The following is a 23,933-nucleotide window of genomic DNA, read 5'->3' on the forward strand; positions in this document are numbered from 1 at the left end:
AGGGCAGTAGCGGAGACACGCACAGTCGCAGCCGCAGCCAAAGGCGCGAGGCAAAAGCGGAAAGCATGTCGTTGCAATGCCACATAGGTAAAAGGTTACTCTTTGCGCCGCGCCTTGCCAACCACGGGAAGACCGCCACGGCCACCGTATAACGCCAATATGGGGCCGGATATCGCGTAGGCAAAGAACAGAATGAAGAGAATGCGCGGCGGATCGATCATGACCAGTGCCAGCGCGCCGACCACCATGACAAAGGACACGAAGCGCACCCGTCCGGTCAGGTCGAGCTTCTTGAAGCTCGGGAAGCGGATGCTGCTCACCATCAGCAGTGCGATCCCCATGGTCAGAATCATCGACACCACCAGCAGTGACTCACCGGACAGTCCCCAGGAGTGCGCACTCCAGACGTAGAAAACGATGACCGCCGCCGCCGACGGCGACGGCAGACCGAAGAAATCGCCGGTGCCGCCGGATATGCTGGTGAGCACGTTGAAGCGCGCCAGGCGCAAGGCCGTGCATGCGACAAAGGCAAAGGCGATGACCCAGCCGAGCTTGCCGCCAAGCCAGGCGTAATCGCCGAGATGATGCAGCGAATAGGCATAGATCAGTACGCCGGTCGCCACACCGAAGGCCACCATATCGCTGAGGCTGTCGTATTCCTTGCCGAAATCGCTGGCCGTGTTGGTCAGACGCGCGATCCGTCCGTCGAGGGCGTCGGCCACCATCGCCACCAGGATGGCTAGCGCCGCTTCGGAGAAGCGCCCAGACAAGGCAGCCACAATGGCGTAGAAGCCACCAAAGAGCGTGGCGGTAGTGATCAGATTGGGAAGGACATAGATACCCTTGCGGGGCTTTCTGTCGCTGTGTTGTTCGTCCATCCGCCTAGGATAACGAGGCGAGCACCGTCCGTCCTGCTGTCGTCCGGGCCCCCACCGCTGCACGGACCTCGCTGTCCATCGGGACATAGACATCCACCACGCGCAGCGCACGCCGCGGTCCGATCCGCCGCGCCTGTCCCACACGCTGCCCGAAGGACATGCGCAGAATCGAGCCGCGGCCGGCATATCCCGCCTTCGGCACCATGAGCACATCGGCCCCCGATACGGTATGTAGCCAGCCGACACCACGCGCATGGGGTCGCGCCGGCTCACGCACCTGGCCATCGACAGGCGCGCGCAGCGCATACCCACGGAACCAGGACACACGCAGGCGCAAGCGCAATGCGGGTGCCCCCAGCGGCCCTTTTCGAACGCGGCGCACACTCATCACGCGGCCCGACAGTGGCGCGTAGATCCCGCTGGGGGTTGCCGGAAGCTCCCCGCCCGGTTCACGGAAGTAACACACGCAGAATGCGAGCGTCAGCAGGGCCACCCCTGCCGCCAGAACCCACCCGACCAGCAGACAGACACACAGCAGGGCGGCCGCCAGCAGTACCAGCGGCCACCCCTCCCGCGCGATCCCGAAGCTGGGTTCCGCAGAACCCAGGAAACCGGGCCGCGGGAAACGCTTAGTTACGGCTGCGATCAACCAGCTTGTTCTTGCCGATCCAGGGCATCATGTTGCGCAGCTTGGTGCCCACGGTCTCGATCGGATGCTCGTAGCCGAGACGGCGCCGCGCCTTCAGCGTCGGCGCACCGGCCTGGTTCTCGAGCACGTACTCGCGCGCGAACTGGCCGGTCTGGATCTCGGTCAGGATGCGCTTCATCTCCGCCTTGGTTTCTTCGGTCACCACACGCGGGCCGCGTGTGTAGTCACCGTACTCGGCGGTGTTGCTGATCGAGTAGCGCATATTGGCCATGCCGCCCTCGTACATCAGGTCAACAATCAGCTTGAGCTCGTGCAGACACTCGAAGTAGGCCATCTCGGGGGCATAACCCGCTTCGGTCAGGGTTTCGAAACCAGCCTGCACCAGCGCGGTGGCGCCGCCGCAGAGCACCGCCTGCTCGCCGAAGAGATCCGTTTCGGTTTCTTCGCGGAAGGAGGTCTCAATGACACCGGCACGGCCGCCGCCGTTGGCCGAAGCGTAGGACAGAGCAACCTGCTTGGCCTGCCCGGACGCATCCTGATGCACGGCAATCAGGCTGGGGACGCCGCCACCCTGGGCGTAGGTCGAGCGCACCAGGTGCCCCGGCCCCTTCGGCGCGATCATGATCACGTCGAGGTCGGCACGCGGCTCGATCAGCTGGAAATGGATGTTGAATCCGTGCGCGAAGGCCAGGGCTGCACCCTGCTTCATGTTGGGCGCGAGGATCTGGTCGTAGAGTTCGACCTGACGCTCGTCCGGCACAAGCAGCATGACCAGGTCGGCCTGCTTGGCGGCGTCGGCCACTTCGGCCACCTTCAGGCCCGCTTCCTCGGCCTTCGCCCAGGAGGCGCCGCCCTTGCGCAAACCGACGACGACGTTGACGCCGGATTCCTTCAGGTTGAGCGCGTGCGCGTGCCCCTGCGAGCCGTAACCGATCACCGCCACCGTACGGGACTGGATCAGGGAAAGGTCGGCATCCTTATCGTAGTAAACGTTGATACTCACGTACTTACGCGCTCCAATTGAAGTAATGATTTAAAAAATTCAGCTCTCTTGCAGCCACTAGCTCGCCGTGGCGAGTACCCGGGCTCCGAGCACGGCGCTCCCCGTCTCGATGGCTGCGACGCCCGAACGCACCAGTTCCACGACCTCGCCGATGGCAGCCAATTCGGCAACCATCGCATCGATCTCGGTCCCAGTCCCGGCGACGCGAAGGCAATGCAGATCGCCCTCCGTCTCTAGCACGTGCATTTCATGCTGCGCGCACAAGCCTTCCCAGGCCTCGCGGGCATGGGGAGCGACCCGAAGCTTGATCAGCATCAGCTCACACTCACTGTGCGCGCGCACGGTGACGTCGAGCACTTCCACCACGTCAATGAGCTTGCGCGACTGCTTGACGATCTGGTCGATCACCTCATCGGAACCCATGGTCACCAGCGTCAGCCGGGAGAGCGAGGGGTCTTGGGTGGGCGCGACGGTAAGTGACTCGATGTTGTAGCCACGCGCGGCGAACATGCCGGAAACGCGCGCGAGCGCGCCGGATTCGTTCTGCAGAAGAATGGAGATGATGTGGCGCATAGGGTGCGCAAAGATAGCGGCGCCGCCTGCATTGTGCAACGCAGGATGCGCGCAGCCGCCGCAGGATGCCCGCGTGGCGGGGCTTTCGCCCACCCGCACCGGGCGGACCGGGGCACCAAAAACCCGCCGTCGCGCGCGCGACACCGCCTGCGCGTGCTATAAATGAGGGTTCCTTCCCCACATTTTTGGCGCATTCTTTATGACGACCGTGCGTGCATCCGAACACCCACGGGCCGGGCAGACCCTCGCCGGCTCCGACATCATCGTTCAGGTTCTGGCGGACGAGGGTGTGGATGTCGTATTCGGTTATTCCGGCGGCGCCATCCTCCCGACCTACGATGCCATCTTCCGCTACAACGCGGAAGCCAACGACGGCCAGGGCCGGGATCCAATGCCACTCATCGTGCCCGCCAACGAACAGGGCGCCGGCTTCATGGCGGCGGGCTACGCCCGCGCCTCGGGCCGTGTGGGCGTGGCACTGGTGACCTCCGGCCCGGGCGCGACCAACTGCGTCACGCCAGTACGTGACTGCATGGCGGATTCCATCCCCATCGTCGTCATCTGTGGGCAGGTGCCGACGGCGGCCATTGGTAGCGACGCCTTCCAGGAGGCGCCCGTCAGCAACATCATGGGTGCCTGCGCCAAGCATGTCTTCCTGGTGACCGATCCCTCCCGGCTCGAAGCCACCGTGCGCACCGCCTTCGAGATCGCCCGTTCCGGTCGCCCAGGACCGGTGGTCATCGACGTGCCCAAGGACGTTCAGAACTGGGAAGGCCCCTTCCTCGGCCAGGGCACCCTGCCGATTCCGGGCTACCGTGCGCGCCAGCAGCAGATCGATGACAACCATCTCTCCGACGCTTCGGCGGTAAAGTTCTTCGAGCAGTTCCAGCAGGCCCAGCGCCCGCTGATCTACGCCGGCGGCGGCGTCATCAATGCCGAGGCCTCGGCCGCGCTGCGCGAATTCGCGGACACCTTCGGCGTGCCTGTTGTCACCACGCTGATGGGCATTGGCGCCTACGACACGACTCAGCCGCGCTCGCTGCACATGCTCGGCATGCATGGCACCGCCTTCGCCAATTACGCGGTCGAGGATGCCGACTTCCTTTTCGCGGTGGGTGCGCGTTTCGACGATCGCGTCGCGGCCGTGCCGGAGCGCTTCGCACGCAACGCCAAGGCCATCGCACACCTCGATGTCGACCACTCCGAGATTCACAAGGTCAAGCGCGTCAGCTGGCATCACGTCGGACGCATGCGCGAGGCGCTGGAAGCATTGACCGCCCACGGCAAGGCGAAGGGCTTCGCGCCCGACTACGGCGCCTGGCACAAGCACCTTGCGCATCTGAAGCGCGATTACGCGATGAACTACAACCGCGAGGCGGAGCAGATCCAGCCCTATGCGGTGATCGAAGCCATCAACCGCCATACCCGAGGTGACGCGGTCATTGCCACCGGCGTAGGACAGCACCAGATGTGGGCGGCACAGTATTTCGACTTCCGCGAACCCCGGCTTTGGCTCACTTCGGGCTCGATGGGCACCATGGGCTTCGGACTGCCGGCCGCCATCGGCGCCGCCTTCGCCCGCCCGGGACGTACCGTCATTGACATCGACGGCGATGCCTCCATCCGGATGAATCTGGGCGAGATGGAGACCGTCACCACCTACGATCTGCCGGTGAAGATCGTCGTACTGAACAACTTCGGCGACGGCATGGTGCGGCAGTGGCAAAAGCTGTTCTTCAAGGGCCGCTTCTCTGCCTCCGACAAATCGTTGCACAAGAAGGATTTCGTCAAGGCGGCCGAAGCCGACGGTTTCGCATTCGCGAAGCGGCTGGACCGCGGCGAGGACCTAGAAGCCGTGATCGCGGAGTTTGTCACCTTCGACGGGCCGGCCTTCCTCGAAGTCATCATCGATCCGGATGCCGGCGTCTACCCCATGGTGGGCCCGGGTATGACCTACGACCAGATGATCACCGGCGACTGGATTCCTTCGCGCGACGCTACCGAAACCATCACGCCCGACCAGTCCGAGATGTTTTAGAGCGGACGGCAGGCGTGTCGGCCGAGCTAAGGCAGCGCCTGGAAAACGGCACGCTGCATCTGCAAATCGCCGGTCAGTGGAACCTGGGCGGCAGCCCGGATACCCACCGCCTGCAGGATGCGCTGCGGCAGGCAGACGCACTGCGGATCGAAGTTGCCGAGCGCACGAACTGGGATTCGGCACTTCCCGCCTTCCTGACGGCGCTACTGCATAGCGCCGATCAGCGGGCCATGAAGGTGGAACTGCAGCTGCCGGCACGCCTCGACGCCCTGCTGCGCCTTGCGCGCAAGGATGCCGCCCCACCAGAAGTCCGTGCGTCCTCGCCCTTCCGACTGCCGGATCTGCGGCCACCGCTGCGCTTCCTCGGCGCCTTGCTGCTGGCCCTGCGGCCGGGTGCACACACGCTGCCGCAAGGGCGAGAGCTACTACGCATCATGCGTCAAACCAGCGTGCAGAGCGTTCCCATCATCGTGCTGGTGAATTTCCTGGTGGGCGCCATCCTTGCCTTCATCGGGGTGGTCCAGCTACGCACCTTCGGCGCGGAAATCTACGTTGCGGATCTGGTCGGCATTGCCACCGCGCGGGAAATGGCAGCCCTGATCACAGCCGTGGTGCTGTCGGGACGTATCGCCGCCAGCTTCGCGGCCGAAATCGCCACCATGCAGGCCAATGAGGAAATCGACGCCCTGCGCACCGCGGGCGTGGATCCGATCCGCTATCTGGCGGTACCCCGCGTGCTGGCGCTGGTGCTCGCCATGCCCGTGCTGTTTTTCGTGGCCTGCACCGCAGCCCTGCTCGGCGGGCTGGTCGTGGCGACGCTGATGATCCAGCTGCCGGCCAGCGGCTATCTGGTGCAGACGCAGGAGATGGTGACCCTCACCCAGGTGATGATCGGATTCGGCAAGAGTCTGGCCTTTGCCGCCTATCTCAGCGCCACGGGCTGTTACTACGGCCTGTGCGCGCCGCGCACGGCGGCCGGCGTGGGCGATGCCACGACCCGGGCGGTGGTGGGCAGTATCATCGGAATCATCTGTATCGACGCAGCCGTGGCCATGCTCTGCAATGCACTTGGAATCTGACACTCCTGTGGCCGATCCCGTGATCCGGGTAGAGGGCCTGACCATGGCCTTCGGCAAAACCGTGATACAGCGCGATATCGATTGCGCCATCCCGCGCTCCAGCATCTTCGCCATCATCGGGGGTAGCGGCTGCGGCAAATCCACGCTGCTTCGCCACATGATTGGGCTGGAGACACCGCAGGCTGGTCGCATTGACCGCCGCGGGCGCGACGGCGGCGAACCGCGCTTCGGCGTGATGTTTCAGCAAGGCGCGCTGTGGTCGTCGATGACGCTTGCCGAGAACATCGAAACGGCCGTCGCGTTCGAACGCCATCTGACCCTGCAGGCGGCGCGCGAACTGGCACGCTACAAGCTGGCGCTGGTCGGACTGGCCCGCTACGCCGACTACTACCCGGCAGCCATCAGTGGTGGCATGCGCAAGCGGGCGGCCATCGCCCGTGCTCTGGCACTGGACCCTGAGCTGGTCTTTCTCGATGAACCCTCTGCGGGTCTCGACCCCCTTTCCGCCAGCGCCCTGGACGAACTCATCCTGCAACTGCGCGATACCCTGCAGACCAGCATCGTCATCGTGACCCACGAATTGCACAGTATCTTCGCCATCGTCGACCAGGCCCTCTTTCTCGACGCCGGAAGCAAGACGCCGTCTGCGCTGGGCAGCCCTCGTTGGTTGGCGGAGGCCTGCCCCGACGCAGAGGTGCGCCGCTTCATGCATCGCGAGTCGACACCCGCGGAGGTCTCGGCATGAGAAACGCCTCACGCAGCGCCCTTGCCGTAGGTGCCTTCTTTGTCATCGGCGTCGTCCTCATCGTCGGCATGGTCAGCTTCTTCGGCGACGGCATGCCATGGCAGAGCAAGCAACGCGCGGTCGCCTATTTCAAGGGCTCGCTGTCGGGCTTGACCGTGGGCGCTCCAGTCACCTTTCGTGGCGTGCGGGTCGGCAACGTGGAGCGCATCGAGCTACGGATCGATGGTGCACAGGCACGGGCGCAGATTCCCGTCTTCCTCCGCCTGAACCCCGATGCGGCCCAGTGGCGCGGCGGCAATGGCGAGCCCGACATTCACGCGCTGGTGGCGCAGGGATTGCGCGCCCAACTCGCATCCCTCAGCTTCGTCACCGGCCAGCTCTACATCGAACTCGACTTCCACCCGAACCACATCGCCGAGACCGCGACGGGCCACAGTCATGACGTCCCCGAGATTCCGACCATGCCCTCGGACACCGCCCAGGTCATCGATTTCGTGAAGCAGCTGCCGGTACGCGAGCTGGTCGGCTCGCTCCGCTCCACCCTCGAGCGCATCGACCGCCTGACCGCGACGATGGAAGGCGAACTCAAGCCGATGAGCCAAAGCATCACGCAGACCCTCGACACGCTGAACCGAACCATTCCGCGCGTGGCAGAGGATGTCGAGCGTCTGCAGCAAGACATCGGCCGCGCCAGTGCAAACGCCGGAGAAGCCATGCAGCAGGTGGGCGGCGCCGCCGAGCGTATGAGTGCGGAGGTCGCGCTGCTGGCCCAGGAACTGCGCTCTACTGCCGAAGCCTTGCAACGCAGCAATCGCCAGGTAGAGAGCTTGATCGCCGAGGATGCGCCCGCACGCGCCGATCTCGAACAACTGCTTTCGGACCTCGCCCGGACGGCGCGCTCCCTGCGCGCCTTCTCCAGCACGCTTGAAGAAAACCCCAACAGCCTTCTCTTCGGAAAATGAGCACCACCGGTAAACTCCTGGCGCTCGCAGGCGCTGCCCTTTGTCTCAGCGGTTGCCTTCACGGCGCGTCCAGTGTGCAACGTCACACCCTCTACCTGGATCCGCCGCAGGATTACGCGGCGAAGGCCGGAACGGCACCCAGCGTGCGCGTGGATCTGCCACGCTACATTGAGGATCAGTATCTGCTGCAGCGCGCCTCCGACGGCACCCTGCAACGGCTGGATGGACACCTCTGGGCGGAAAGCCCCGACCAAGGATTTGCCCGCCTGCTGCGTGAGCACCTGGCAGCACGCGGGGGCCTGGAAGGCGACCACCTGCGTGTGCATTTCACCCGCTTTGAGGCCGGCAGAGATGCTATGTTCTACGCCTTGGGGGATTGGCAGCTACGGGCCGACGGACGCATCTGCGCGCAGGGGCATCTGGGCTTTCAGTCACCACTGACGAATAGCGCAGCCACCACGCTGGTGCACGCCATGAATGCCGCGGTGGGCTATACCGCGGCCCGAATCACGCCGTGCGAACAACAGGATTCAACCGAGCACACCGGCACCTGAAGCAACAGCTGCCGTTCCAGAAGAGACGAGACGGAATCAATGACCGACAGCATCCAGATCACCGACCGAGGCGCGGTGCGGGAAATCCGCATTCATCGCCCGGAGAAGAAGAATGCCCTCAACACTGCGATGTACAGCCAATTGGCCGACGCGGTGGCGCAGGCGGGAGCAGCGGATTCCGTGCGTTGCGCGCTGTTCGCGGGCAGCCAGGGTGCCTTCAGCAGCGGTAACGATATCCAGGACTTCTTGAACAACCCTGCATCCGGAGAGGACCATCCGGTTGCGCAGTTCATGCGCGTCATGGCGGATTTCCCCAAGCCGGCAGTCGCTGGCGTGCTGGGCCCCGCTGTGGGCATCGGCTCGACGCTGCTGCTGCACTGCGATCTGATCTATGCCGGGCAAGGCGCCCGGTTCATGCTGCCCTTCGTCAATCTCGGCATCTGCCCGGAGTTCGCATCCAGCCTGCTGCTACCGCGCATGATGGGACATCCGCGCGCCGCCGAGCTGACCATGCTTGCCGAGCCCTTCGACGCCGCCAAGGCCTATGAATACGGTCTGATCAACGCCGTGCTGGATGACTCGGCGGTGGAAGAGAGTGCCTTCGCCATCGCCGAAAAACTGGCCGCCAAGCCGCCCCGCGCCATGCGCACGACCAAGGACCTGCTCAAGCGCTGGACGAAGGCGCAGGTACAGGAAGCGATCCGCGAGGAAGCGGCCTTGTTCATGCCGATGCTGCACGAGCCCGAGGCGCGCGAGGCCTTCTCCGCCTTTGTGGAGAAGCGCAAGCCCGACTTCTCTCAATTCGTCTAAGCCAAGCTTTGCGCGTCGCCCTCGCCTTCTCGAAGCCGTATTCCCGGGTACCGGCATGAGCCTGACCGAGCGCATTCTCAATCGCCGCGAACACCGCAAGCGGCAAACGCGTCAGCTCATCCTGGATGCTGGTTGCGACACCTTTGCGGAGCTGGGCTTCGAAGCTTGCACGGTCCGCGACATCATCCGCCGCACCGGACTCGCCTCCGGCACCTTCTACAACTACTTCGACACCAAGGACGAGGTGCTGCGCGAGATCATCGACGACGAGATCGGCCGCATCTCGGAGCGCATGCGCGAATCGCGTCAGCGCGCCAAGAATCTGCACGCCTTCGTGCTCAGCGCCTATCGCGAAATCTACCGTGCGGTGGTCACCCATCCCAAGGTCTACCGCATCATGCTGCGCAACGAGTCGGTGGTGCGCGAACTCTACGGCGACAGCGGCTTCAGCTCCGCCATTGCCATCCTGCGCGAGGACATGCGCAATGCGGTGGGTGGCGGCATCCTGCCGGACATGAATGTGGATTGGCTGGCCTCGGTCTTCTTTGGCGCCGGCTACGAGATGGCGCGCAACCTGCTTGAAACGGAAGCCGGCCGCGTGGAAGCCGACGAGGCGGCGGAGTTCACCGCCCGCCTCTTCCTCGGCGGCATCCAGGCCTTCAGCGAGTGCGACACACGCCCGGTGAAGCTGCGCGTGCGCCCACCCAAGAAGGACTAAAAAAACCGGCGCCTGTACCAGGCGCCGGTTGGCTTACTGCCGTGCGCGATCGCGCTTACTGCACGCGCTCCAGCACGGTGGCCACACCCTGGCCCATGCCGATGCACATGGTGGCCAGGCCGAACTGGGCATCTTCCTCGTTCAGGATGCGCGCCAGCGCGCCGCTGATGCGACCACCGGAACAGCCCAGCGGATGGCCAAGGGCAATGGCACCGCCCTTGATGTTGACCCGATCCATGCGCTCGGTCAGCTTGAGCTCGCGCAACACGGCCAGCGACTGTGCAGCGAAGGCTTCATTGAGCTCGAAGTAATCGATGTCGTCGAGGCTCAGCCCCGCCCGCTCCAGCGCCTTCTTCGACGCCGGCACCGGGCCGATGCCCATGATCGACGGGTTGCAACCACTCGACGCCATCGCCTTGACCCGCGCCAGCGGCTTCAACCCCAGCGCCTTGGCACGCGCCTCGGACATCACCAGCAGCCCGCAGGCGCCGTCCGAAATGGCCGAGCTGTTGCCCGCCGTCACCGAACCCTTAGGGTTAAAGGCGGGGCGGAGCTTGGCGAGATCGTCGAGGTTGGCGTCGGCGCGCACGACTTCATCGAAATTGACCTTGATCGGGATACCGTCGGCGTCGTGGCCGGCGATCGGCACCATCTCGTCCTTGAAGCGCCCGTCGGTGAAGGCCTTGTGCGCCTTCTTGTGGGAGTTGAGGGCGAATTCGTCCTGCGTCTTGCGGTCCACCTGATGGGTCTGGGTCAGCATTTCTGCGGTCAGACCCATCGCGGCTGACGCCTTCGACACGGTCAGCGACAAGGCCGGATTGCCGTCGAAGTTGTAGTCCATGGGCACGTGGCCCATATGCTCCACGCCGCCGACGAGATAGACCTCACCCATGCCGCCCTTGATGGCGTTGGTGGCGGCGTGCAGCGCGGTCATGGAGGAGCCGCACAGCCGGTTTACCGTCTGCCCGGACACGGACAGCGGCAGTTCGGCCAGCAGCGCCGCCTGGCGGGCGATATTGAACCCCTGTTCCTTGGTCTGCTGCACGCAGCCCCAGATCACGTCCTCGATCTCGTTGGGGTCGACGGCGGCATTGCGCGCCATCAGGGCCTTGATGAGTTCCGCGGAGAGGTCTTCTGCGCGGACATTGCGGAAGACACCGCCCTTGGAGCGCCCCATCGGGCTGCGCACGGCGTCTACGATCACTACGTCGGTCATGATGAAATCTCCGTCGAACTACTTGCTGTAGTAGGTCTGCCCGTTGGCAGCCATTTCGCGCATGGTGGCGGTGGGCTCATAGAGCTTGCCGAGGCCGCTGTAGCGGTCGGCCTTCTCGACGATGGCCTTCAGCCCCACCGTATCGGCGTACTTCAGCGCGCCGCCGCGGAAGGGCGGGAAGCCGATACCGAGGATGAGGCCCATATCCGCCTCCTGCGCCGTGCCGACAATGTTTTCTTCGAGGCAGCGTGCCGTCTCGATGATCATCGGCAGCATCATGCGGTCAATGATTTCCTCTTCCTCGAAGTCCTTCTGACCGTTCGGCTGCACATCGGCGATCAGCTTGTAGGCCGCCTCGTCCGGGGTCTTCTTCGGCCGGCCCTTGGGGTCCTTCTCGTAGCGGTAGAAGCCCTTGCCATTCTTCTGGCCGTAGCGCTCGTTCTCATACATGACATCGAGCGCGCTGCGGAATTCCTTGCCCATGCGATCCGGATAGCCCTCGGCCAGCACATCGCCGACGTGGTGGCTGGTGTCCATGCCGACCACATCCTGCAGATAGGCCGGTCCCATCGGCCAGCCGAACTTCTCCATGACCTTGTCGACCTGGGTGAAGTCCGCGCCATCGCGCACCAGCGCCAGGAAGCCGCCGAAGTACGGGAACAGGATGCGGTTGACCAGGAAGCCGGGGCAGTTGTTGACGACGATGGCGCTCTTGCCCATGGCGGTGGCATAGGCCACGATGGTCGAGACCGCCTCGTCACTGGTCTTCTCGCCCCGGATGACCTCGACCAGCGGCATCTTGTGCACCGGGTTGAAGAAGTGCATGCCGAGGAAGTTCTGCGGCCGCTTCATGGCCGTGGCCAGCTCGTCAATCGAGATGCTGGAGGTGTTCGAGGCGATCACGGTGTCTTCACGCACCAGCGATTCCACCTCAGACAGCACCGATTTCTTGATCTTGGGGTTCTCGACCACCGCCTCGACCACCGCGTCGACACCGCCGAAGTCGCCGTAGTTGAGCGTAGGACGGATGCTGCCGAGCACCTTGCCGGCCTTCTCCTGCCCCATCTTGCCGCGCTCGACCTGCTTGGAGAGCAGCTTGTTGGCCTCGTTCATGCCCAGTTCGAGCGCCGCATCATTGATGTCCTTCATGATGATCGGCGTGCCCTTGACGGCACTCTGGTAGGCGATACCGCCGCCCATGATGCCGGCACCCAGCACCGCGCCCTGCTTCACCGGGCGGGCGGCCTTCTGCGCCTTCTTGGCCTTCTTCTTGATCAGCTGATCGTTGAGGAAGAGGCTGATCAGCGCATCCGCCACGGTGCCCTTGGCGATCTTGGCAAAGCCTTGGGCCTCGATCTTGAGCGCCTCATCACGCCCCTTGGTCGCGGCCTTCTGGATGCTGCTGACGGCAGCCAGCGGCGCCGGATAGTCCTTGCCCGCCTTGCCGGCGATGAAGGCCTTGGCGGTCTCGAAAACCATCATCGATTCCACGCCCTGCAGCTTGAGCGGACCGGTCTTCTGCGCGCGACGCGCCTTCCAGTCGTATTCGCCCGCGGCCGCGTCCTTGATCAGACGCAGGGCGGCTTCCATCAACTTCTCGCTGGGCACGATGGCATCCACGGCACGCACCTTCAGCGCATCCTGCGCCTTGTTCGGGCTGCCGCCGGCAATCCACTCGATGGCGTTGTCTGCACCGATCAGGCGCGGCAGGCGCACCGTGCCACCGAAACCCGGATAGATGCCCAACTTGACTTCCGGCAACCCCACCTGGGCGCTGTCGGCCATGACGCGGTAGTCGGTGGCCATGCACATCTCGAAGCCACCGCCCAGAGCGATGCCGTTGATCGCGGTCACACTCGGAAAGGGCAGATCCTCGATGGCGTTGAAAATCTGGTTGGCCTGCAGCGCCCAGTCGACAATCTCTTCCTCAGACTTGGCGAAGTTGGCACCGAACTCGGTGATATCGGCACCGACAATGAAGCCATCCTTGGCACTGGTGACGACCAGCCCCTTCAGACCCGACTCCTTGCCCAGCAGTGCAGCGACTTCGCCCAGCTCGCCCACGGTCTGCTGATCGAATTTGTTGACCGACTCATCCTTGCGGTCAAAACACAGTTCCGCGATGTCCCCGTCGAGTCGTGTGACCCGCAGGCTCTTGCCCTCATACATAGGTGATGTCCTCTCGACCTGATGTGTTATCGAAACGCTTCATTGGACCTGCCGCGCTCCTACGGCGTCTCCCGCGCGTGCGGCAATGCTGCCGGATGATACCGCTGTGTCCCCCTGCATGCTTGGCATCACGGGACAGCCCGCCTCGCGCCTTCTGCGCACGCAAGCCACATCTCGCGCTATAGTTTGATGTTTGGCATGTGCGTCGAAAGCGCGCGTCAGACGCGTCAGCCGGGAGCCAGGCACATGTCCGCCTGAAACGGGAGAGGCAGACCAGATGCTCAAGCGATTCACCGAACGGCTGCGAAAAGCCGCGAAAAAGGCTGATACTCCGCAAAAGTCGGCCACCGCGCCGACGGCGCGTGCTGCCGGCAAGGCGACGAAGAAGACAACTTCCTCCGCTCCCACAAGCGGTACCGCAGCCGCCAGGAAAACCGCCACGCCCACCGCCGCAGCGAAGAAAACGCCCGCCAAGAAGGCGACGGCGAAGCGCACGGGGAAGCAGGGTGCCGAAGCGCCCAAGGCCACGAAGCAGGCCCCGACCAAGACAACGCGCGCAGCCTCCAAGGGATCGTCGACCGCCAAGAAGGCAACCGGCAAGAAGACCACCGCGGCCAAGCGTCCCGCAGCAACCAAGACCGCCCCGGCCAAGAAGCCAGCGGCAAAGAAGGCGACCAGCACGACGCCGACACGCGACAAAACCACCGCAGCAAGTGAGAAGCGTGCTGCCACCTCGCTGAGCGAGCGCGCACGACAAGCCGGCAGCTCCGCTAGCGCGGCCGCTGATGGGGTGCGCGAGGCCATGGCCCGCGCCGGCAAGACCGCGCGTGCCTCAGCCACGCAAGCGCAAAGTCGCGCCAACAAGGCCGTGACCGAAGCCAGCCAGCAAGCGCGCGACCGCGCATTTGAGATGGCAGAACGAGCCAATCAGCAGTGGGCGCGTCTGGCCGCCAACGTCAAGCGGCCCGTGAGCAGTTCACCCTCGCCACTCAGTCGCGCGCGCCTGGCGACCAGCAAGGGTCGCGAAGCCGTCAAGAGCGGGGAAGCAACCCAGAAACCGCTTACGCCTGCCGATCCCCGTCGCAGCGATGAGGACTAAGCTTCTGCTGCGGCCTCCGCGGTCGCGTCGGAGGGGCTCGCATTGCAGCTGACTATCGATCAGAGCACGCTGATCTGTCGCCTGCTCGCGGATGCCAGTCGCCAACGCATTCTGCTGCTGCTGGAGGCGGAAGCCCTGTCGGTCGCCGAGATCACCAAGATCACCCAGCTTTCGCAGGGACGCGTCTCCACCCATCTTTCGCGGCTGCGCTCCGCCGGTCTGGTCAGCGACGAGCGCATCCAGAACGTTCGGCACTTCCGCGCCAACGTGCTGGACGACGAAGATCCGGCGGCGCGCCTCTGGCAAACCCTGCGCGCCCGCATCGACGACCAGCTTGCCGAGATGGACCGTGAGCGCGCGCGCGAAGCCGTGCGTCGGCGTCATGCCGGCACGAGCTGGGCCGAAACGGTCGCCGGCCGCATGGAGCGCCACTATTCCCCCGGCCGCGGCTGGGAGGCCAATGCGCGCGCGCTGCTCAGCCTGGTCGAACTGGGGGATGTGCTGGATATCGGCAGCGGCGACGGCGTGGTGCCCGAGCTGCTCATCGACCGCACCCGCTCGATGACCTGCGTGGATATCAGCCCGGCCGTGCTCAAGGCAGCGCGCGCGCGGCTGCACGAGGATCCGCGCGCGCGCTTTCTGCAAGCCGATATGAATGCCTTGCCGCTGGCCGCGGAGAGCTTCGATCAGGTATTGCTGATGCACGCGCTGACCTACACCCGCACGCCGCGGCGGGTCATCACCAGTGCAAGCCGGCTGCTTCGGCCGGGCGGCACCTTGCTCATCGCCACCCTGGATGCACACAACCACAGCCTGGCCGAGGAATCCTTCGACCATCTCAATCGCGGCATGAGCCCCCATGATCTTCGCGACGCATTGCAATCGGCGCAGTTGAACGTGGGCTGGTGCGATGTGGCCTGCCAGGAAGGGCGCCCGCCCTATTTCAAGGTGGTCGTCGCCCGCGCCGAAAAGCCGCGTTGATCTGACGCAAGCGGAACCCTGTACCAGGGTGCAGCAATTTTGCGCATTGCATATTTGTTTGACCCTACCGTAACGTTGTCTGACTGCCGTGCCCGGCAGTCGTTGCTGCTCACCATGTAGGGAGAATTTGCATGCCATTCAAGAAATGCCTTCTGGCCATGACCGGCCTCGCCTTCGCCGTTGCTGCCGCTGCAGCCCCCGTCAATGTCAATACAGCGGACAAGGCAACGCTCACCAGCCTGGATGGCGTAGGTGAAGTGCTCGCCGAGCGCATCATCGAGGAACGCGAGGCCAGCGGTCCTTATAGCGACGCCGAGGACCTGACCCAGCGCATCAGAGGTCTAGGCGATGCCTTCATCGAGAACAACGCAGAGGACCTCCGCTTCGAAAGCGGCGAGTAAATCGGTGGCGCACCGGGTGTCGGCAGCCCGGTGCGCCTCAGGCCGCGTGCTCCATGGCATCGAGAAAGGCGGCCGCCTCAGTAGGGTCATCAAGCTGATTCGGATGGAAGCCTGGCTGCAGATAAGCCGCCAGATCGACGATCACCCGCAGCACGGCGCGTCCGCCGATGGGCCAGCCCTGCCGCCCCGCCTTTCCCGCAGCCAGCGCCCGCGCCAGTTCCCGATCCCCCGCACAGAACCAGAGCAAGCCCACCCCTGACAGCCCCGCGACAGCGGCGCTCGCCACCACGAAGGCGCCGATTCGCTCGGCGTAGGTGCCACCTTGATCGGCATGCAGATCAAAGGCAACAGCCTTGTGCTCCAGTTCCTCGGCACCGTGCCAGCGATGCAGTCGGTCCATCTCGGAATGAAAGCGCTGGATCGGAAAATCCTGCCGAAACAATACGCTGCTCAATACCGCGGTGTAGTGCTCCAGTGCCGCCGTGACCGCGAGGCGTTGGCGATTGCTGAGATAGCCACCAAGGCGCTGTTCCATCAGGCCGAAGGCGAAGGCCTGATACCAGCGGGCAAAGGCATCCACCGGCAAGCCCTGGCGACGAAGATGCAGCCAAAAGCCTCGATGTGCACTTTGATGCCACCCCTCCTGCCCCATGAAGGCCTGGCAGCGTTCGCGCAGGCTGCCCGCGGGCAAGGCATCGAGATAGGGACGCACGCAGCGGATGAAGAAGCGCTCGCCTTCGGGAATGATGATGTGGAAGGCGTTCAGATAATGCGTCAGCAACGGGTTGCCAGCCGCCCAGTAGCGCGGGACATCCTCGAAGGAGAAACACGGCGAACGGACCTTCATCGCTGCTGCCACGCCTGAGCGCCAGCTGCATCTGCATGCCGACAACCAACCACCCCTTTCCGTACGAAACCCAGACCGTCCGCAAGCAGTATGCGGCGCGTTGGAATGGATGCAGAAAGGCACGCCAACAGCCACCCCCAGACCTCACTGAGCAGCGCTGTCGACGCACGCGGCTCGGTGTACCACAAGTATCGGCCGCCCCAATGGCGCTTCAGGTGACAGCTGCCAGTAAGCATCGCCCTGCCCATCAGGCGTCGACGCCAAGGTCCCGGCAGTGCGGAGAGCGCGGCGTGGCGTCGGGGTCCGGTCCGGTTCCCAGCAGGCGATCCACCGAGGTCAGAGTGAAGCCATACCAATAATTCTCGTTGCGAAAATGATGCATGCGATGGGCGCGGAACAAACCCTGGTAGTAGCGGTTGCCCGGCTGGATACGCGTGTGGACCATGAAATGCGTCCACTCGTAGTTCAGCGCGGCCAAGCCATAGCCCACTAGGGCCGACAGGGCCATCGCGCTGTTCGGAACCAGCCACCACGCCGCAGCCAATAGAACGGGCCCGAAGCTGAGGTGAACATAGGGCGGCAGCACAATCAGTTCCGGGCGCCAGGGCTCACGGTGATGCGCCCGATGACGGCGCGCAAACTCGGGGTCCACGGTACGACCCAAGAGCTTGCGCGGCCGGACATGCAGTACGTACTTGTGGAGAAACCACTCCAGAAAGGGCCATACCGCCGCTCCGGCCATGATCAGGGCGAGATCCCACCACTGCCAAGCACCCAGGCTGCTGCGCAAGGCGCCAGCAGCGAGGACAAACAGCAGAATCAGGCGGGGGCTGGCGTGCCGCGACCAGGCGCGCAGCGCGCCGCGGTAGGTCGTGATGGCGCGGGTACTTTGTTCAGGGCTTGCTGCTGTCATCGGGATCATCCTCCTCGAGTGCCGATATCGGTGGGGCCTGGGCGGCCGCCTCGCGCAGCGGTTGCAGGTCGGGGCTGTCACGGAAGGGTGCGAACATCGTGTCCAGCGCGGGCTGAACGAGTGCGTCCAGCGAGCGGCCGTGCATGAGCTGACCACTGACGTGCAGCGTGAACAGGCCATGGGACATGGCCCAGGCCAGATGCAGAATGTCGTCCGGATCGCCGTTCAGGCTGCCGCTCTCGACCCCCGCCACGACCACGCTGCGAAGATGCCGATAGACCGCCGTGCGCGATGCGGCGAGCTCCGTGTCATCGGTCGGCGGCGGCTGATTGAGCGCAAACATCAGGCGGTAGTCCGCTGGCCGCTGGAAAAGATAGGTAAATGTGCCCGCCGTGATGGCATAGAGCCGCTGCAGCGGGGGCGCATCGCGAGGATCCGCGCCCCGGATGATGGCGAGTACCTCATTGAAGCAATGGGCGCGCATCGCCGCCAGCAGCGCCGCCTTGTTGCGGAAGAAGCGGTACGGCTGCATGTGGCTGATGCCGATGTCCTGGGCCACCCGACGAAAGCTCACGGCCGCCATGCCCGCAGCGCGATAGCGCGCCAGCGCGGCAGCCACGATAGCCTCTCGGCTGCCCTTGCCCTTCGTTTCGGACTTGACTGCGCTCTCTGTCATCGCTTAGAAATTTACGCTGTAAATTCCAAGGATGTCAAACGCTTCGCATGGAGAGATGAAGCCCTGCCCATGCCGCAGGTGCTCTTGTCAGTGCAAAGAGCGGGCATTACGATCCAGTACAAAAGGCGCACGACGCCAATGAAAATCAACGTGGGGAGGAGACCATCATGAACGGGCGCACACCGGGGGTGCCAAGCCTTGCGGCATGGCTATTTGGCAGCTGCATTCTGACTTCGCCGACGCTTTACGCCGTCAGCTACCAGGTGGGACCGACGGAAATCCGGGTCAACAATCGTTTCGTGGTCGGGGGCGGCATCCGTCTCGAGGAACCCGCGCGCGACACCATCGGCAAGCTCAATCTCAATCCGGACCTGTGCCCGGACGACTGCCTGTCACTCACATTGGATCCGGAGCCCAATCAACGCCTGGTGGATGCGCCGGGTGCCTTCGTGGGCGCCAACTTCGATGATGGCAACCTCAACTACGACCAATGGGACCTGATCAATGCGCAGGCCCGCCTTGAAACCGGCATCACCCTATTCTGGGGTGAGGCCATCGCCAACCTTTCGACGATGGCCTTCTTCGATACGGTCAATGTCGATTTTCTGGAGACCAATACCGACACCAATTTCCAGCCGGCGCGCATGCCGCGGCCAGACAAACTGGAACGCGAATCCGGCGCCAGCCTGGACTTGATCGAGGCCAAGATTGCCTACCCCTTCCAGCTCTTCGATACCTACTTCCAGTTCTCGATCGGACAACAGCGCGTGCGTTGGGGCGAGTCCACCTTCCTGGCGCTGGGCAGCCTCGATCAACTCAATCCTCCCGATCAGAACCGCCTGAACTTTCCAGGCTCGGATATCGCCAGCGTCTTCCGGCCGACCGGCCTGGCAGTGCTATCCGGCGAACTAACGCCGGAGCTTTCGGTCGAGCTGGTCTACCAATACGACTGGGAGCGGGCGGAACCGGCATCCGCCGGCACCTTCTTCTCGACCAATGACATCGCTGGTGACGGGCCATATGGCGTCATTGGTCTCGGGCAGACATCGGAAGACCCGTTGTTTGTCGGGGGGTTCAAGAACCAGTTGGCCCAGCTACTGACCAGCACAGCGCTGAACGTACCCATTGACCACAGCTTTGGAGAGCCCCGCAACAGCGGCCAGTACGGCGGGAAAATCAGTTTTTACCTGCCGGATTTCAATGGCGGTACGGGCATCAATCTGTACGCCCTCAACTACCACGCCCGCCTGCCCTATGCGAGCACCTTCGCCACCGACGCAAGCTGCCTGCGCAATCCTCCGCTTGGCGATCTGCCTGATACCGGGGACCTGGGACCGGTGAGCGACGTGCTCGGGGCCATCGGTGCCCAGTTCCCCGGACTGCAGCTCACCGAGATCGGACTGGATGCGGTGGGGGCTCTCATCAACTGTGGGGGCGGCGATGGTGCATCGCCGCTTGGTCAGGCGCTGGCCAATGCCTTTCCGGGGGAGAACAGCGACCCGTTGCCGGTCGATACCGCCAAGTTCTTCATCGATTACCCCGAAGACATCCGGATGTTCGGTGTCGACTTCAACACCCAGTTCGGCAACTGGTCACTGGCCGGCGAGTACGTCTTCCGTCCGAATCAGCCCGTGCTCATCTCATTGGCCGACACGGTCTTCGCCACGCTGCAGCCCGCCCTCCCCGACGAGGACATCGCCCTTGGTGCCATCGTAGTGCCGAGCAATCGCAACGCGATCCCGGATTTCGTGCAGACCATCTTCCGCAACGATCCACCCGAGGCGAACCAACTGATCCGCGGCTATGAACGCCTCAAGGTGCATCAGGTGGGTCTGACCGGCATCCGCGTCTTTTCCAAGAGCAACTGGATCGGCGCCGATCAGATCATTCTGCTCACCGAGGCGGGTTTTACCTACATCCAGGACATGCCCTCGCGCGACGTACTGCAGCTGGAGGGTGGCGGCCCCAATTGCACCCACGCCAGCCCGGGCGCCGACGGCACCGGTCAAGCGGATGGAGAGCCGGATCCGCGCAGCCTGAACCCTACTCAGGCTCGGGGCTGTTTCGCGGACTCCTTCTCCACCGGCTACCGCATCCTGTCTCAATCGCAATACAACAATCTGCTCTTCGGCTGGAGTTTCAACATGCTGCTCGGTCTCTTCCACGACGTGAAGGGCGTGGGACCCGCACCCGCCCAGAATCATGTCGAAGGCCGCATTCAAGTGCTTGCCGGCAGCGAGGTCGAATTCGCTCAGGGGCTGCGCGGCCGGCTGCTCTATCAGGGCTATATGATGACCGGCGCCGAGGAGCGCGTGAGCCTGCTCAAGGACCGCGATCATCTCTCGCTGCACGTGGAGTACAACTTCTAGAAGCACCCCATCAGACAGCGCGGGATGGCATACAGCGCTGCATGCTGTCGAGACACGCACGCTGCGCGGTGCCGGCCCACACGGGCCGGCACCGCCTCTCTTAGTGCTGAGCCTGGTAGTCGCGTCCCAGGTAGAGGTAGGCAGCCGGGACCACGTACAAGGTGAACAGCGTGCCAATGGTCATGCCCGCCGCCACGATAAGCCCGATGGCGAAACGCGCCGAGGCGCCGGGCCCGCTGGCCGTCAGCAGCGGCACCATCGCCACCACCAGTGCCGCAGTGGTCATCAACACGGGACGGAGGCGGATGGAGGAGGCTTCCTCGATCGCCTCGCGCTTGGACAGGCCCTCGTTGATCTGCAGCTTGTTGGCGAATTCCACAATGAGAATGCCGTGCTTGGCGATCACCCCGATGAGAGTCACCAGACCCACCTGGGTGTAGATATTCAGGGTGGCGCCATTCAAACTGGTCAAGCCCATGCCGTTGGTGATGCCGAAGATGTTGAGCACCAGCAGCGCACCGGAAATGGACATCGGGACGGTGACCAGCATGATCAACGGGTCGCGGAAGGACTCGAACTGCGCAGCCAGTACGAGATAAATGATGATCAGCGCAAAGACAAAGGTCGTCAGCAGCGCTGACCCTTCTTCCATGAACTGGCGTGACTTGCCCGAATAGTCGATCTGAAAACCGGCGGGCATGACCTCGCGCGCAATGGATTCCAGAGTCGCCAGGGCCTCGCCCTGCGAGATGTCCGGCCGCGGCACCGCAATGATGGTGTCGGCATTGAGCTGCTGCGCGCGCTCGATGCTGCGCGGCACGACGCGGTCGCGCAGCGTTGCAATGGTGGAGAGCGGCACCATCGAGCCATCCCCGGCGCGCACGTAATAGTTCTCGAGCTGCGACGGGTTGAGGCGATCTTCGCGCTGCACCTGCTGAATCACCTGGTACGAACGGCCATCAAGGGAGAAACGATTGACCTCGCCACCCGCCATGAAGCCTGCCAGGTCGCTGGCCAGCGACTGCATGTCGATGCCCAGCAGTGCGGCCTTTTCGCGGTCGATGTCGATCACCGTCTCCGCCCGGTCAATGCGCTGGCGGCGCGCGAGGTAGAAGAACTTCTTGGTTTCGCGGGCGCGCTCCACCACTTCAAGCGTGGTCTCGGTCACCGTTTCCGGCGACAGCGTCGACTTCAGGATGAATTCCACCGGATAGCCCTGCCCCGGCGTCGGCAGCGGCGGCGGCTGCACCACGGCGGAACGCACGCCCGGCACGGAACCGACCTGCTCGGTCAACTGCGCGACGATCTGCCCGGTGTCGACGTCGCGCTCGCTCCAGGGTGCCGGGATCATGCCGGTGAAGCCCTGGCTCGTCCCCTGCCCCATGCCGGCGTTCAGCGTGAAGATGTGATTGATGGCCGGATGCCCCAGCACGATCTCCTCGACCTGTGAGGTGACTTCATCGAGGTATTCGATGGAGGCAAAGCCGTCGACCTCATTGATCACGATGGCAAAACCGCTGTCCTCCTGCGGCGCCAGTTCGCTGTCGGTCCCGACAAAGAGAAAGTAGCAGGAGACCAGCACAATGAGGCCAAAGACCCCAATCACGTGGGTCGTATTCAGCGCACCGTGCAGACGTCGCTTGTAGCCCTGACGCAGGCTCTCGAAGCGGTCATCCAGCCAGGCGGCGAGACGGTCACCCCGCCCTTCCTCGGTGGTGTCGCCCGGAGTTGCGTGCGAGCGCCGCAGGATCTTGGCGCACATCATCGGCGTCAGCGTAAGTGCGATGATGCCGGAGATCACTACGGCGCCTGCCAGGGTGAAGGCGAACTCCGAGAACAGCGTACCGGTGATGCCGCTGAGAAAGCCGATGGGTGCGAACACTGCCACCAGTGTCAGCGTCATTGCGATGACCGGGCCGACGAGCTCTCGCGCGCCCTGAATGGCGGCGTCGAAGGGGGCCATGCCCTCCTCGACGTGCCGGTGGATATTTTCCAGCACGATGATCGCGTCATCGACCACCATGCCAATGGCCAGCACCATGGCCAGCAGCGTCAGCAGGTTGATGGAGTAGCCCATGACGAGCATCACCAACATGACGCCCACCAGCGACAGCGGCACTGTCACCGCGGGAATCAACGCGCTGCGCACGGAGCCGAGGAACAGGAAGATCACTGCCAGCACAATGACCACCGCTTCGAGGATGGTGTAGAGCACCTCCTTGATGGCATCGCGGATATAGATCGTACTGTCGTAGCCGATCTCCCCGTACAGCCCCTCCGGCAGACGCGCCTTGATGCCCGGCCATTTCTCGCGCACTGCATCGATCACATCGAGGACATTGGCCTCCGGCCGCACCTGGATGCCCACGAAGATGGCGTTGTCCCCATCCCAGCGTGCCGAGCCCTCGTAGGAGGCCGCACCCAGCTTGACATCGGCAATGTCGCCCAGCCGCACAAGATCGCCGCTGGCCGATTTGATGACCATGTCGCGGAAGGCTTCCTCACTGCGCAGGTCGGTATCGGCGGAGAGTCCGATGCGCACGTAGTTGCCCTTGGTCTCACCCGCCGCGGAAAGCACATTCTCCGCCTGCAGCTTGCGGTGCACATCGGTGGCCGTGAGGCCGTAGGCGGCCATGCGATCCGGCTTGAGCCAGACGCGCATGGCGTAGGTCTGCCCACCGATGATCTCGGCACTTTCCATGCCCTGGATGCTGGTCAGTTCCGGCTCGACCTCGCGGCGCAGATAATCGACGATCTGGCTGTTGCTCAGCAGCTCAGAGTAGAAGGACAGGTACATCGCAGCCGTGCCGCCGCCTTCGGCGATCTGCACCACCGGGTCCTCTGCGCCGTCCGGCAATTCGTTGCGCAGCTTGTTGACCTTGGCGGCAATTTCGGTGAGCGCCTGATTCGGGTCCTTGTCCAGCTCAAGATTGGCCGTGATCAGCGACTGCCCGGGATTGCTCGACGAGCTGAGGAAGTCGATGCCGTCGGCGGCCGCAATTTCCCGCTCCAACGGGCGCGTGATGAAGCCGGCCACCAGCTCCGCATCGGCACCGGGATAAGGCACCGTTACGGTGATCTGCGCATTCTGCAGTTCCGGGTACTCGCGCACGGTCAGGTCGAATCCGGCGCGAATCCCCAGCAGCAGGATGACAAGACTGACGACACTCGCGAGGACCGGCCGGCGAATGAAGATGTCGGTAAATTGCATGGGCTATGAACTCTTGATGGCGGTCGAAGGCAGGGCTTCAGC

At 63.9% G+C, this 23,933-nt stretch carries 21 protein-coding genes; 11 read left to right on the forward strand and 10 right to left on the reverse strand.

What is annotated here, in order from left to right; genetic code table 11:
- Nucleotides 1–95 precede the first annotated feature (95 nt).
- The 4 genes from pssA to ilvN all read right to left on the reverse strand — a co-directional run bounded on the left by pssA (nucleotide 96) and on the right by ilvN (nucleotide 3,103).
- Nucleotides 96–878 (reverse strand): CDP-diacylglycerol--serine O-phosphatidyltransferase, encoded by a 783-nt coding sequence (gene pssA / locus ACOOFO_RS11410; RefSeq protein ID WP_420426892.1) that lies wholly within the window; start codon nucleotides 876–878, stop codon nucleotides 96–98.
- 4 nt (nucleotides 879–882) lie between these two features.
- Entirely contained in the window at nucleotides 883–1,527 is a 645-nt protein-coding gene (locus tag ACOOFO_RS11415) for a hypothetical protein (RefSeq protein WP_420426893.1), read from the reverse strand.
- The gene (gene ilvC, locus ACOOFO_RS11420) at nucleotides 1,508–2,524 is read right to left on the reverse strand and encodes a ketol-acid reductoisomerase (RefSeq protein ID WP_420429752.1); all 1,017 of its coding nucleotides are present in this window, start codon (nucleotides 2,522–2,524) and stop codon (nucleotides 1,508–1,510) included. Before ilvC ends, ACOOFO_RS11415 begins: the two co-directional genes overlap by 20 nt.
- Before the next feature lie 63 nt (nucleotides 2,525–2,587).
- Complete coding sequence (gene ilvN, locus ACOOFO_RS11425) at nucleotides 2,588–3,103, reverse strand: acetolactate synthase small subunit (RefSeq protein WP_420426894.1); 516 nt, start codon at nucleotides 3,101–3,103, stop codon at nucleotides 2,588–2,590.
- Between the two features lie 199 nt (nucleotides 3,104–3,302).
- Here ilvN and ilvB point away from each other — a divergent pair, with 199 nt between their 5' ends.
- The 7 genes from ilvB (at nucleotide 3,303) to ACOOFO_RS11460 (ending at nucleotide 10,009) form a co-directional block, all read left to right on the forward strand.
- Nucleotides 3,303–5,141, forward strand: coding sequence for a biosynthetic-type acetolactate synthase large subunit (ilvB, locus tag ACOOFO_RS11430; RefSeq protein WP_420426895.1), 1,839 nt, complete (start codon nucleotides 3,303–3,305; stop codon nucleotides 5,139–5,141).
- Nucleotides 5,142–5,155: 14 nt separating this feature from the next.
- The gene (locus ACOOFO_RS11435; protein ID WP_420426896.1) at nucleotides 5,156–6,220 is read left to right on the forward strand and encodes an MlaE family ABC transporter permease; all 1,065 of its coding nucleotides are present in this window, start codon (nucleotides 5,156–5,158) and stop codon (nucleotides 6,218–6,220) included.
- Nucleotides 6,204–6,965, forward strand: coding sequence for an ABC transporter ATP-binding protein (locus ACOOFO_RS11440; protein WP_420426897.1), 762 nt, complete (start codon nucleotides 6,204–6,206; stop codon nucleotides 6,963–6,965). The genes ACOOFO_RS11435 and ACOOFO_RS11440 overlap by 17 nt, the downstream gene beginning before the upstream one ends.
- Nucleotides 6,962–7,927, forward strand: a complete 966-nt coding sequence (locus ACOOFO_RS11445) for an MlaD family protein (RefSeq protein ID WP_420426898.1) — start codon at nucleotides 6,962–6,964, stop codon at nucleotides 7,925–7,927. The genes ACOOFO_RS11440 and ACOOFO_RS11445 overlap by 4 nt, the downstream gene beginning before the upstream one ends.
- 74 nt (nucleotides 7,928–8,001) lie before the next feature.
- Nucleotides 8,002–8,481 carry a PqiC family protein gene (locus tag ACOOFO_RS11450; protein WP_420426899.1) on the forward strand — a complete coding sequence of 160 codons (480 nt, stop codon included), beginning with the start codon at nucleotides 8,002–8,004 and terminating at the stop codon, nucleotides 8,479–8,481.
- 39 nt (nucleotides 8,482–8,520) lie between these two features.
- The gene (locus ACOOFO_RS11455) at nucleotides 8,521–9,291 is read left to right on the forward strand and encodes an enoyl-CoA hydratase (RefSeq protein ID WP_420426900.1); all 771 of its coding nucleotides are present in this window, start codon (nucleotides 8,521–8,523) and stop codon (nucleotides 9,289–9,291) included.
- Between the two features lie 55 nt (nucleotides 9,292–9,346).
- On the forward strand, nucleotides 9,347–10,009 hold the full coding sequence (locus ACOOFO_RS11460; protein WP_420426901.1) for a TetR/AcrR family transcriptional regulator: 663 nt from the start codon (nucleotides 9,347–9,349) through the stop codon (nucleotides 10,007–10,009).
- A 55-nt stretch (nucleotides 10,010–10,064) separates the two neighbouring features.
- On the opposite strand, the gene fadA is transcribed toward ACOOFO_RS11460, so the two are convergent.
- Nucleotides 10,065–11,225, reverse strand: a complete 1,161-nt coding sequence (fadA, locus tag ACOOFO_RS11465; RefSeq protein ID WP_420426902.1) for an acetyl-CoA C-acyltransferase FadA — start codon at nucleotides 11,223–11,225, stop codon at nucleotides 10,065–10,067.
- A gap of 18 nt (nucleotides 11,226–11,243) precedes the next feature.
- The gene (gene fadB / locus ACOOFO_RS11470; RefSeq protein ID WP_420426903.1) at nucleotides 11,244–13,394 is read right to left on the reverse strand and encodes a fatty acid oxidation complex subunit alpha FadB; all 2,151 of its coding nucleotides are present in this window, start codon (nucleotides 13,392–13,394) and stop codon (nucleotides 11,244–11,246) included.
- A 277-nt stretch (nucleotides 13,395–13,671) separates the two neighbouring features.
- Here fadB and ACOOFO_RS11475 point away from each other — a divergent pair, with 277 nt between their 5' ends.
- The 3 genes from ACOOFO_RS11475 (at nucleotide 13,672) to ACOOFO_RS11485 (ending at nucleotide 15,875) form a co-directional block, all read left to right on the forward strand.
- Nucleotides 13,672–14,493 (forward strand): hypothetical protein, encoded by an 822-nt coding sequence (locus tag ACOOFO_RS11475; RefSeq protein WP_420426904.1) that lies wholly within the window; start codon nucleotides 13,672–13,674, stop codon nucleotides 14,491–14,493.
- 42 nt (nucleotides 14,494–14,535) lie between these two features.
- Nucleotides 14,536–15,474, forward strand: coding sequence for an ArsR/SmtB family transcription factor (locus ACOOFO_RS11480; RefSeq protein WP_420426905.1), 939 nt, complete (start codon nucleotides 14,536–14,538; stop codon nucleotides 15,472–15,474).
- Nucleotides 15,475–15,605: 131 nt separating this feature from the next.
- Nucleotides 15,606–15,875, forward strand: coding sequence for a ComEA family DNA-binding protein (locus tag ACOOFO_RS11485; RefSeq protein WP_420426906.1), 270 nt, complete (start codon nucleotides 15,606–15,608; stop codon nucleotides 15,873–15,875).
- A 37-nt stretch (nucleotides 15,876–15,912) separates the two neighbouring features.
- On the opposite strand, the gene ACOOFO_RS11490 is transcribed toward ACOOFO_RS11485, so the two are convergent.
- The 3 genes from ACOOFO_RS11490 to ACOOFO_RS11500 all read right to left on the reverse strand — a co-directional run bounded on the left by ACOOFO_RS11490 (nucleotide 15,913) and on the right by ACOOFO_RS11500 (nucleotide 18,311).
- The gene (locus tag ACOOFO_RS11490) at nucleotides 15,913–16,734 is read right to left on the reverse strand and encodes a metal-dependent hydrolase (protein ID WP_420426907.1); all 822 of its coding nucleotides are present in this window, start codon (nucleotides 16,732–16,734) and stop codon (nucleotides 15,913–15,915) included.
- 235 nt (nucleotides 16,735–16,969) lie between these two features.
- Nucleotides 16,970–17,635: a sterol desaturase family protein gene (locus ACOOFO_RS11495; RefSeq protein ID WP_420426908.1), complete on the reverse strand. Its 666-nt coding sequence runs from the start codon at nucleotides 17,633–17,635 to the stop codon at nucleotides 16,970–16,972.
- The gene (locus ACOOFO_RS11500) at nucleotides 17,616–18,311 is read right to left on the reverse strand and encodes a TetR/AcrR family transcriptional regulator (RefSeq protein ID WP_420426909.1); all 696 of its coding nucleotides are present in this window, start codon (nucleotides 18,309–18,311) and stop codon (nucleotides 17,616–17,618) included. The genes ACOOFO_RS11495 and ACOOFO_RS11500 overlap by 20 nt, the downstream gene beginning before the upstream one ends.
- A gap of 167 nt (nucleotides 18,312–18,478) precedes the next feature.
- On the opposite strand from ACOOFO_RS11500, the gene ACOOFO_RS11505 reads away from it, so the two are divergent.
- A complete protein-coding gene (locus ACOOFO_RS11505; RefSeq protein WP_420426910.1) occupies nucleotides 18,479–20,680 on the forward strand; it encodes a DUF1302 domain-containing protein in 2,202 nt (733 codons plus the stop codon).
- A gap of 100 nt (nucleotides 20,681–20,780) precedes the next feature.
- Here ACOOFO_RS11505 and ACOOFO_RS11510 read toward each other — a convergent pair whose 3' ends face one another.
- Nucleotides 20,781–23,891 (reverse strand): efflux RND transporter permease subunit, encoded by a 3,111-nt coding sequence (locus ACOOFO_RS11510; RefSeq protein WP_420426911.1) that lies wholly within the window; start codon nucleotides 23,889–23,891, stop codon nucleotides 20,781–20,783.
- Between the last annotated feature and the right edge of the window lie 42 nt (nucleotides 23,892–23,933).

Origin of the sequence: Algiphilus sp. (genome assembly GCF_965216485.1) — a bacterium.
Taxonomy (GTDB): Bacteria; Pseudomonadota; Gammaproteobacteria; order Nevskiales; family Nevskiaceae; genus Algiphilus.

Coding starts and splice junctions, on each gene's coding strand:
- ACOOFO_RS11495 (WP_420426908.1), bottom strand. CDS start 17,635: ATGACAGCAGCAAGCCCTGAACAAAGTACCCGCGCCATCACGACCTAC.
- ACOOFO_RS11500 (WP_420426909.1), bottom strand. CDS start 18,311: ATGACAGAGAGCGCAGTCAAGTCCGAAACGAAGGGCAAGGGCAGCCGA.
- ilvN (WP_420426894.1), bottom strand. CDS start 3,103: ATGCGCCACATCATCTCCATTCTTCTGCAGAACGAATCCGGCGCGCTC.
- ACOOFO_RS11510 (WP_420426911.1), bottom strand. CDS start 23,891: ATGCAATTTACCGACATCTTCATTCGCCGGCCGGTCCTCGCGAGTGTC.
- ACOOFO_RS11505 (WP_420426910.1), top strand. CDS start 18,479: ATGAACGGGCGCACACCGGGGGTGCCAAGCCTTGCGGCATGGCTATTT.
- ACOOFO_RS11460 (WP_420426901.1), top strand. CDS start 9,347: ATGAGCCTGACCGAGCGCATTCTCAATCGCCGCGAACACCGCAAGCGG.
- ACOOFO_RS11485 (WP_420426906.1), top strand. CDS start 15,606: ATGCCATTCAAGAAATGCCTTCTGGCCATGACCGGCCTCGCCTTCGCC.
- fadA (WP_420426902.1), bottom strand. CDS start 11,225: ATGACCGACGTAGTGATCGTAGACGCCGTGCGCAGCCCGATGGGGCGC.
- ilvB (WP_420426895.1), top strand. CDS start 3,303: ATGACGACCGTGCGTGCATCCGAACACCCACGGGCCGGGCAGACCCTC.
- ACOOFO_RS11440 (WP_420426897.1), top strand. CDS start 6,204: ATGCACTTGGAATCTGACACTCCTGTGGCCGATCCCGTGATCCGGGTA.
- ACOOFO_RS11475 (WP_420426904.1), top strand. CDS start 13,672: ATGCTCAAGCGATTCACCGAACGGCTGCGAAAAGCCGCGAAAAAGGCT.
- pssA (WP_420426892.1), bottom strand. CDS start 878: ATGGACGAACAACACAGCGACAGAAAGCCCCGCAAGGGTATCTATGTC.
- ACOOFO_RS11445 (WP_420426898.1), top strand. CDS start 6,962: ATGAGAAACGCCTCACGCAGCGCCCTTGCCGTAGGTGCCTTCTTTGTC.
- ACOOFO_RS11455 (WP_420426900.1), top strand. CDS start 8,521: ATGACCGACAGCATCCAGATCACCGACCGAGGCGCGGTGCGGGAAATC.
- fadB (WP_420426903.1), bottom strand. CDS start 13,394: ATGTATGAGGGCAAGAGCCTGCGGGTCACACGACTCGACGGGGACATC.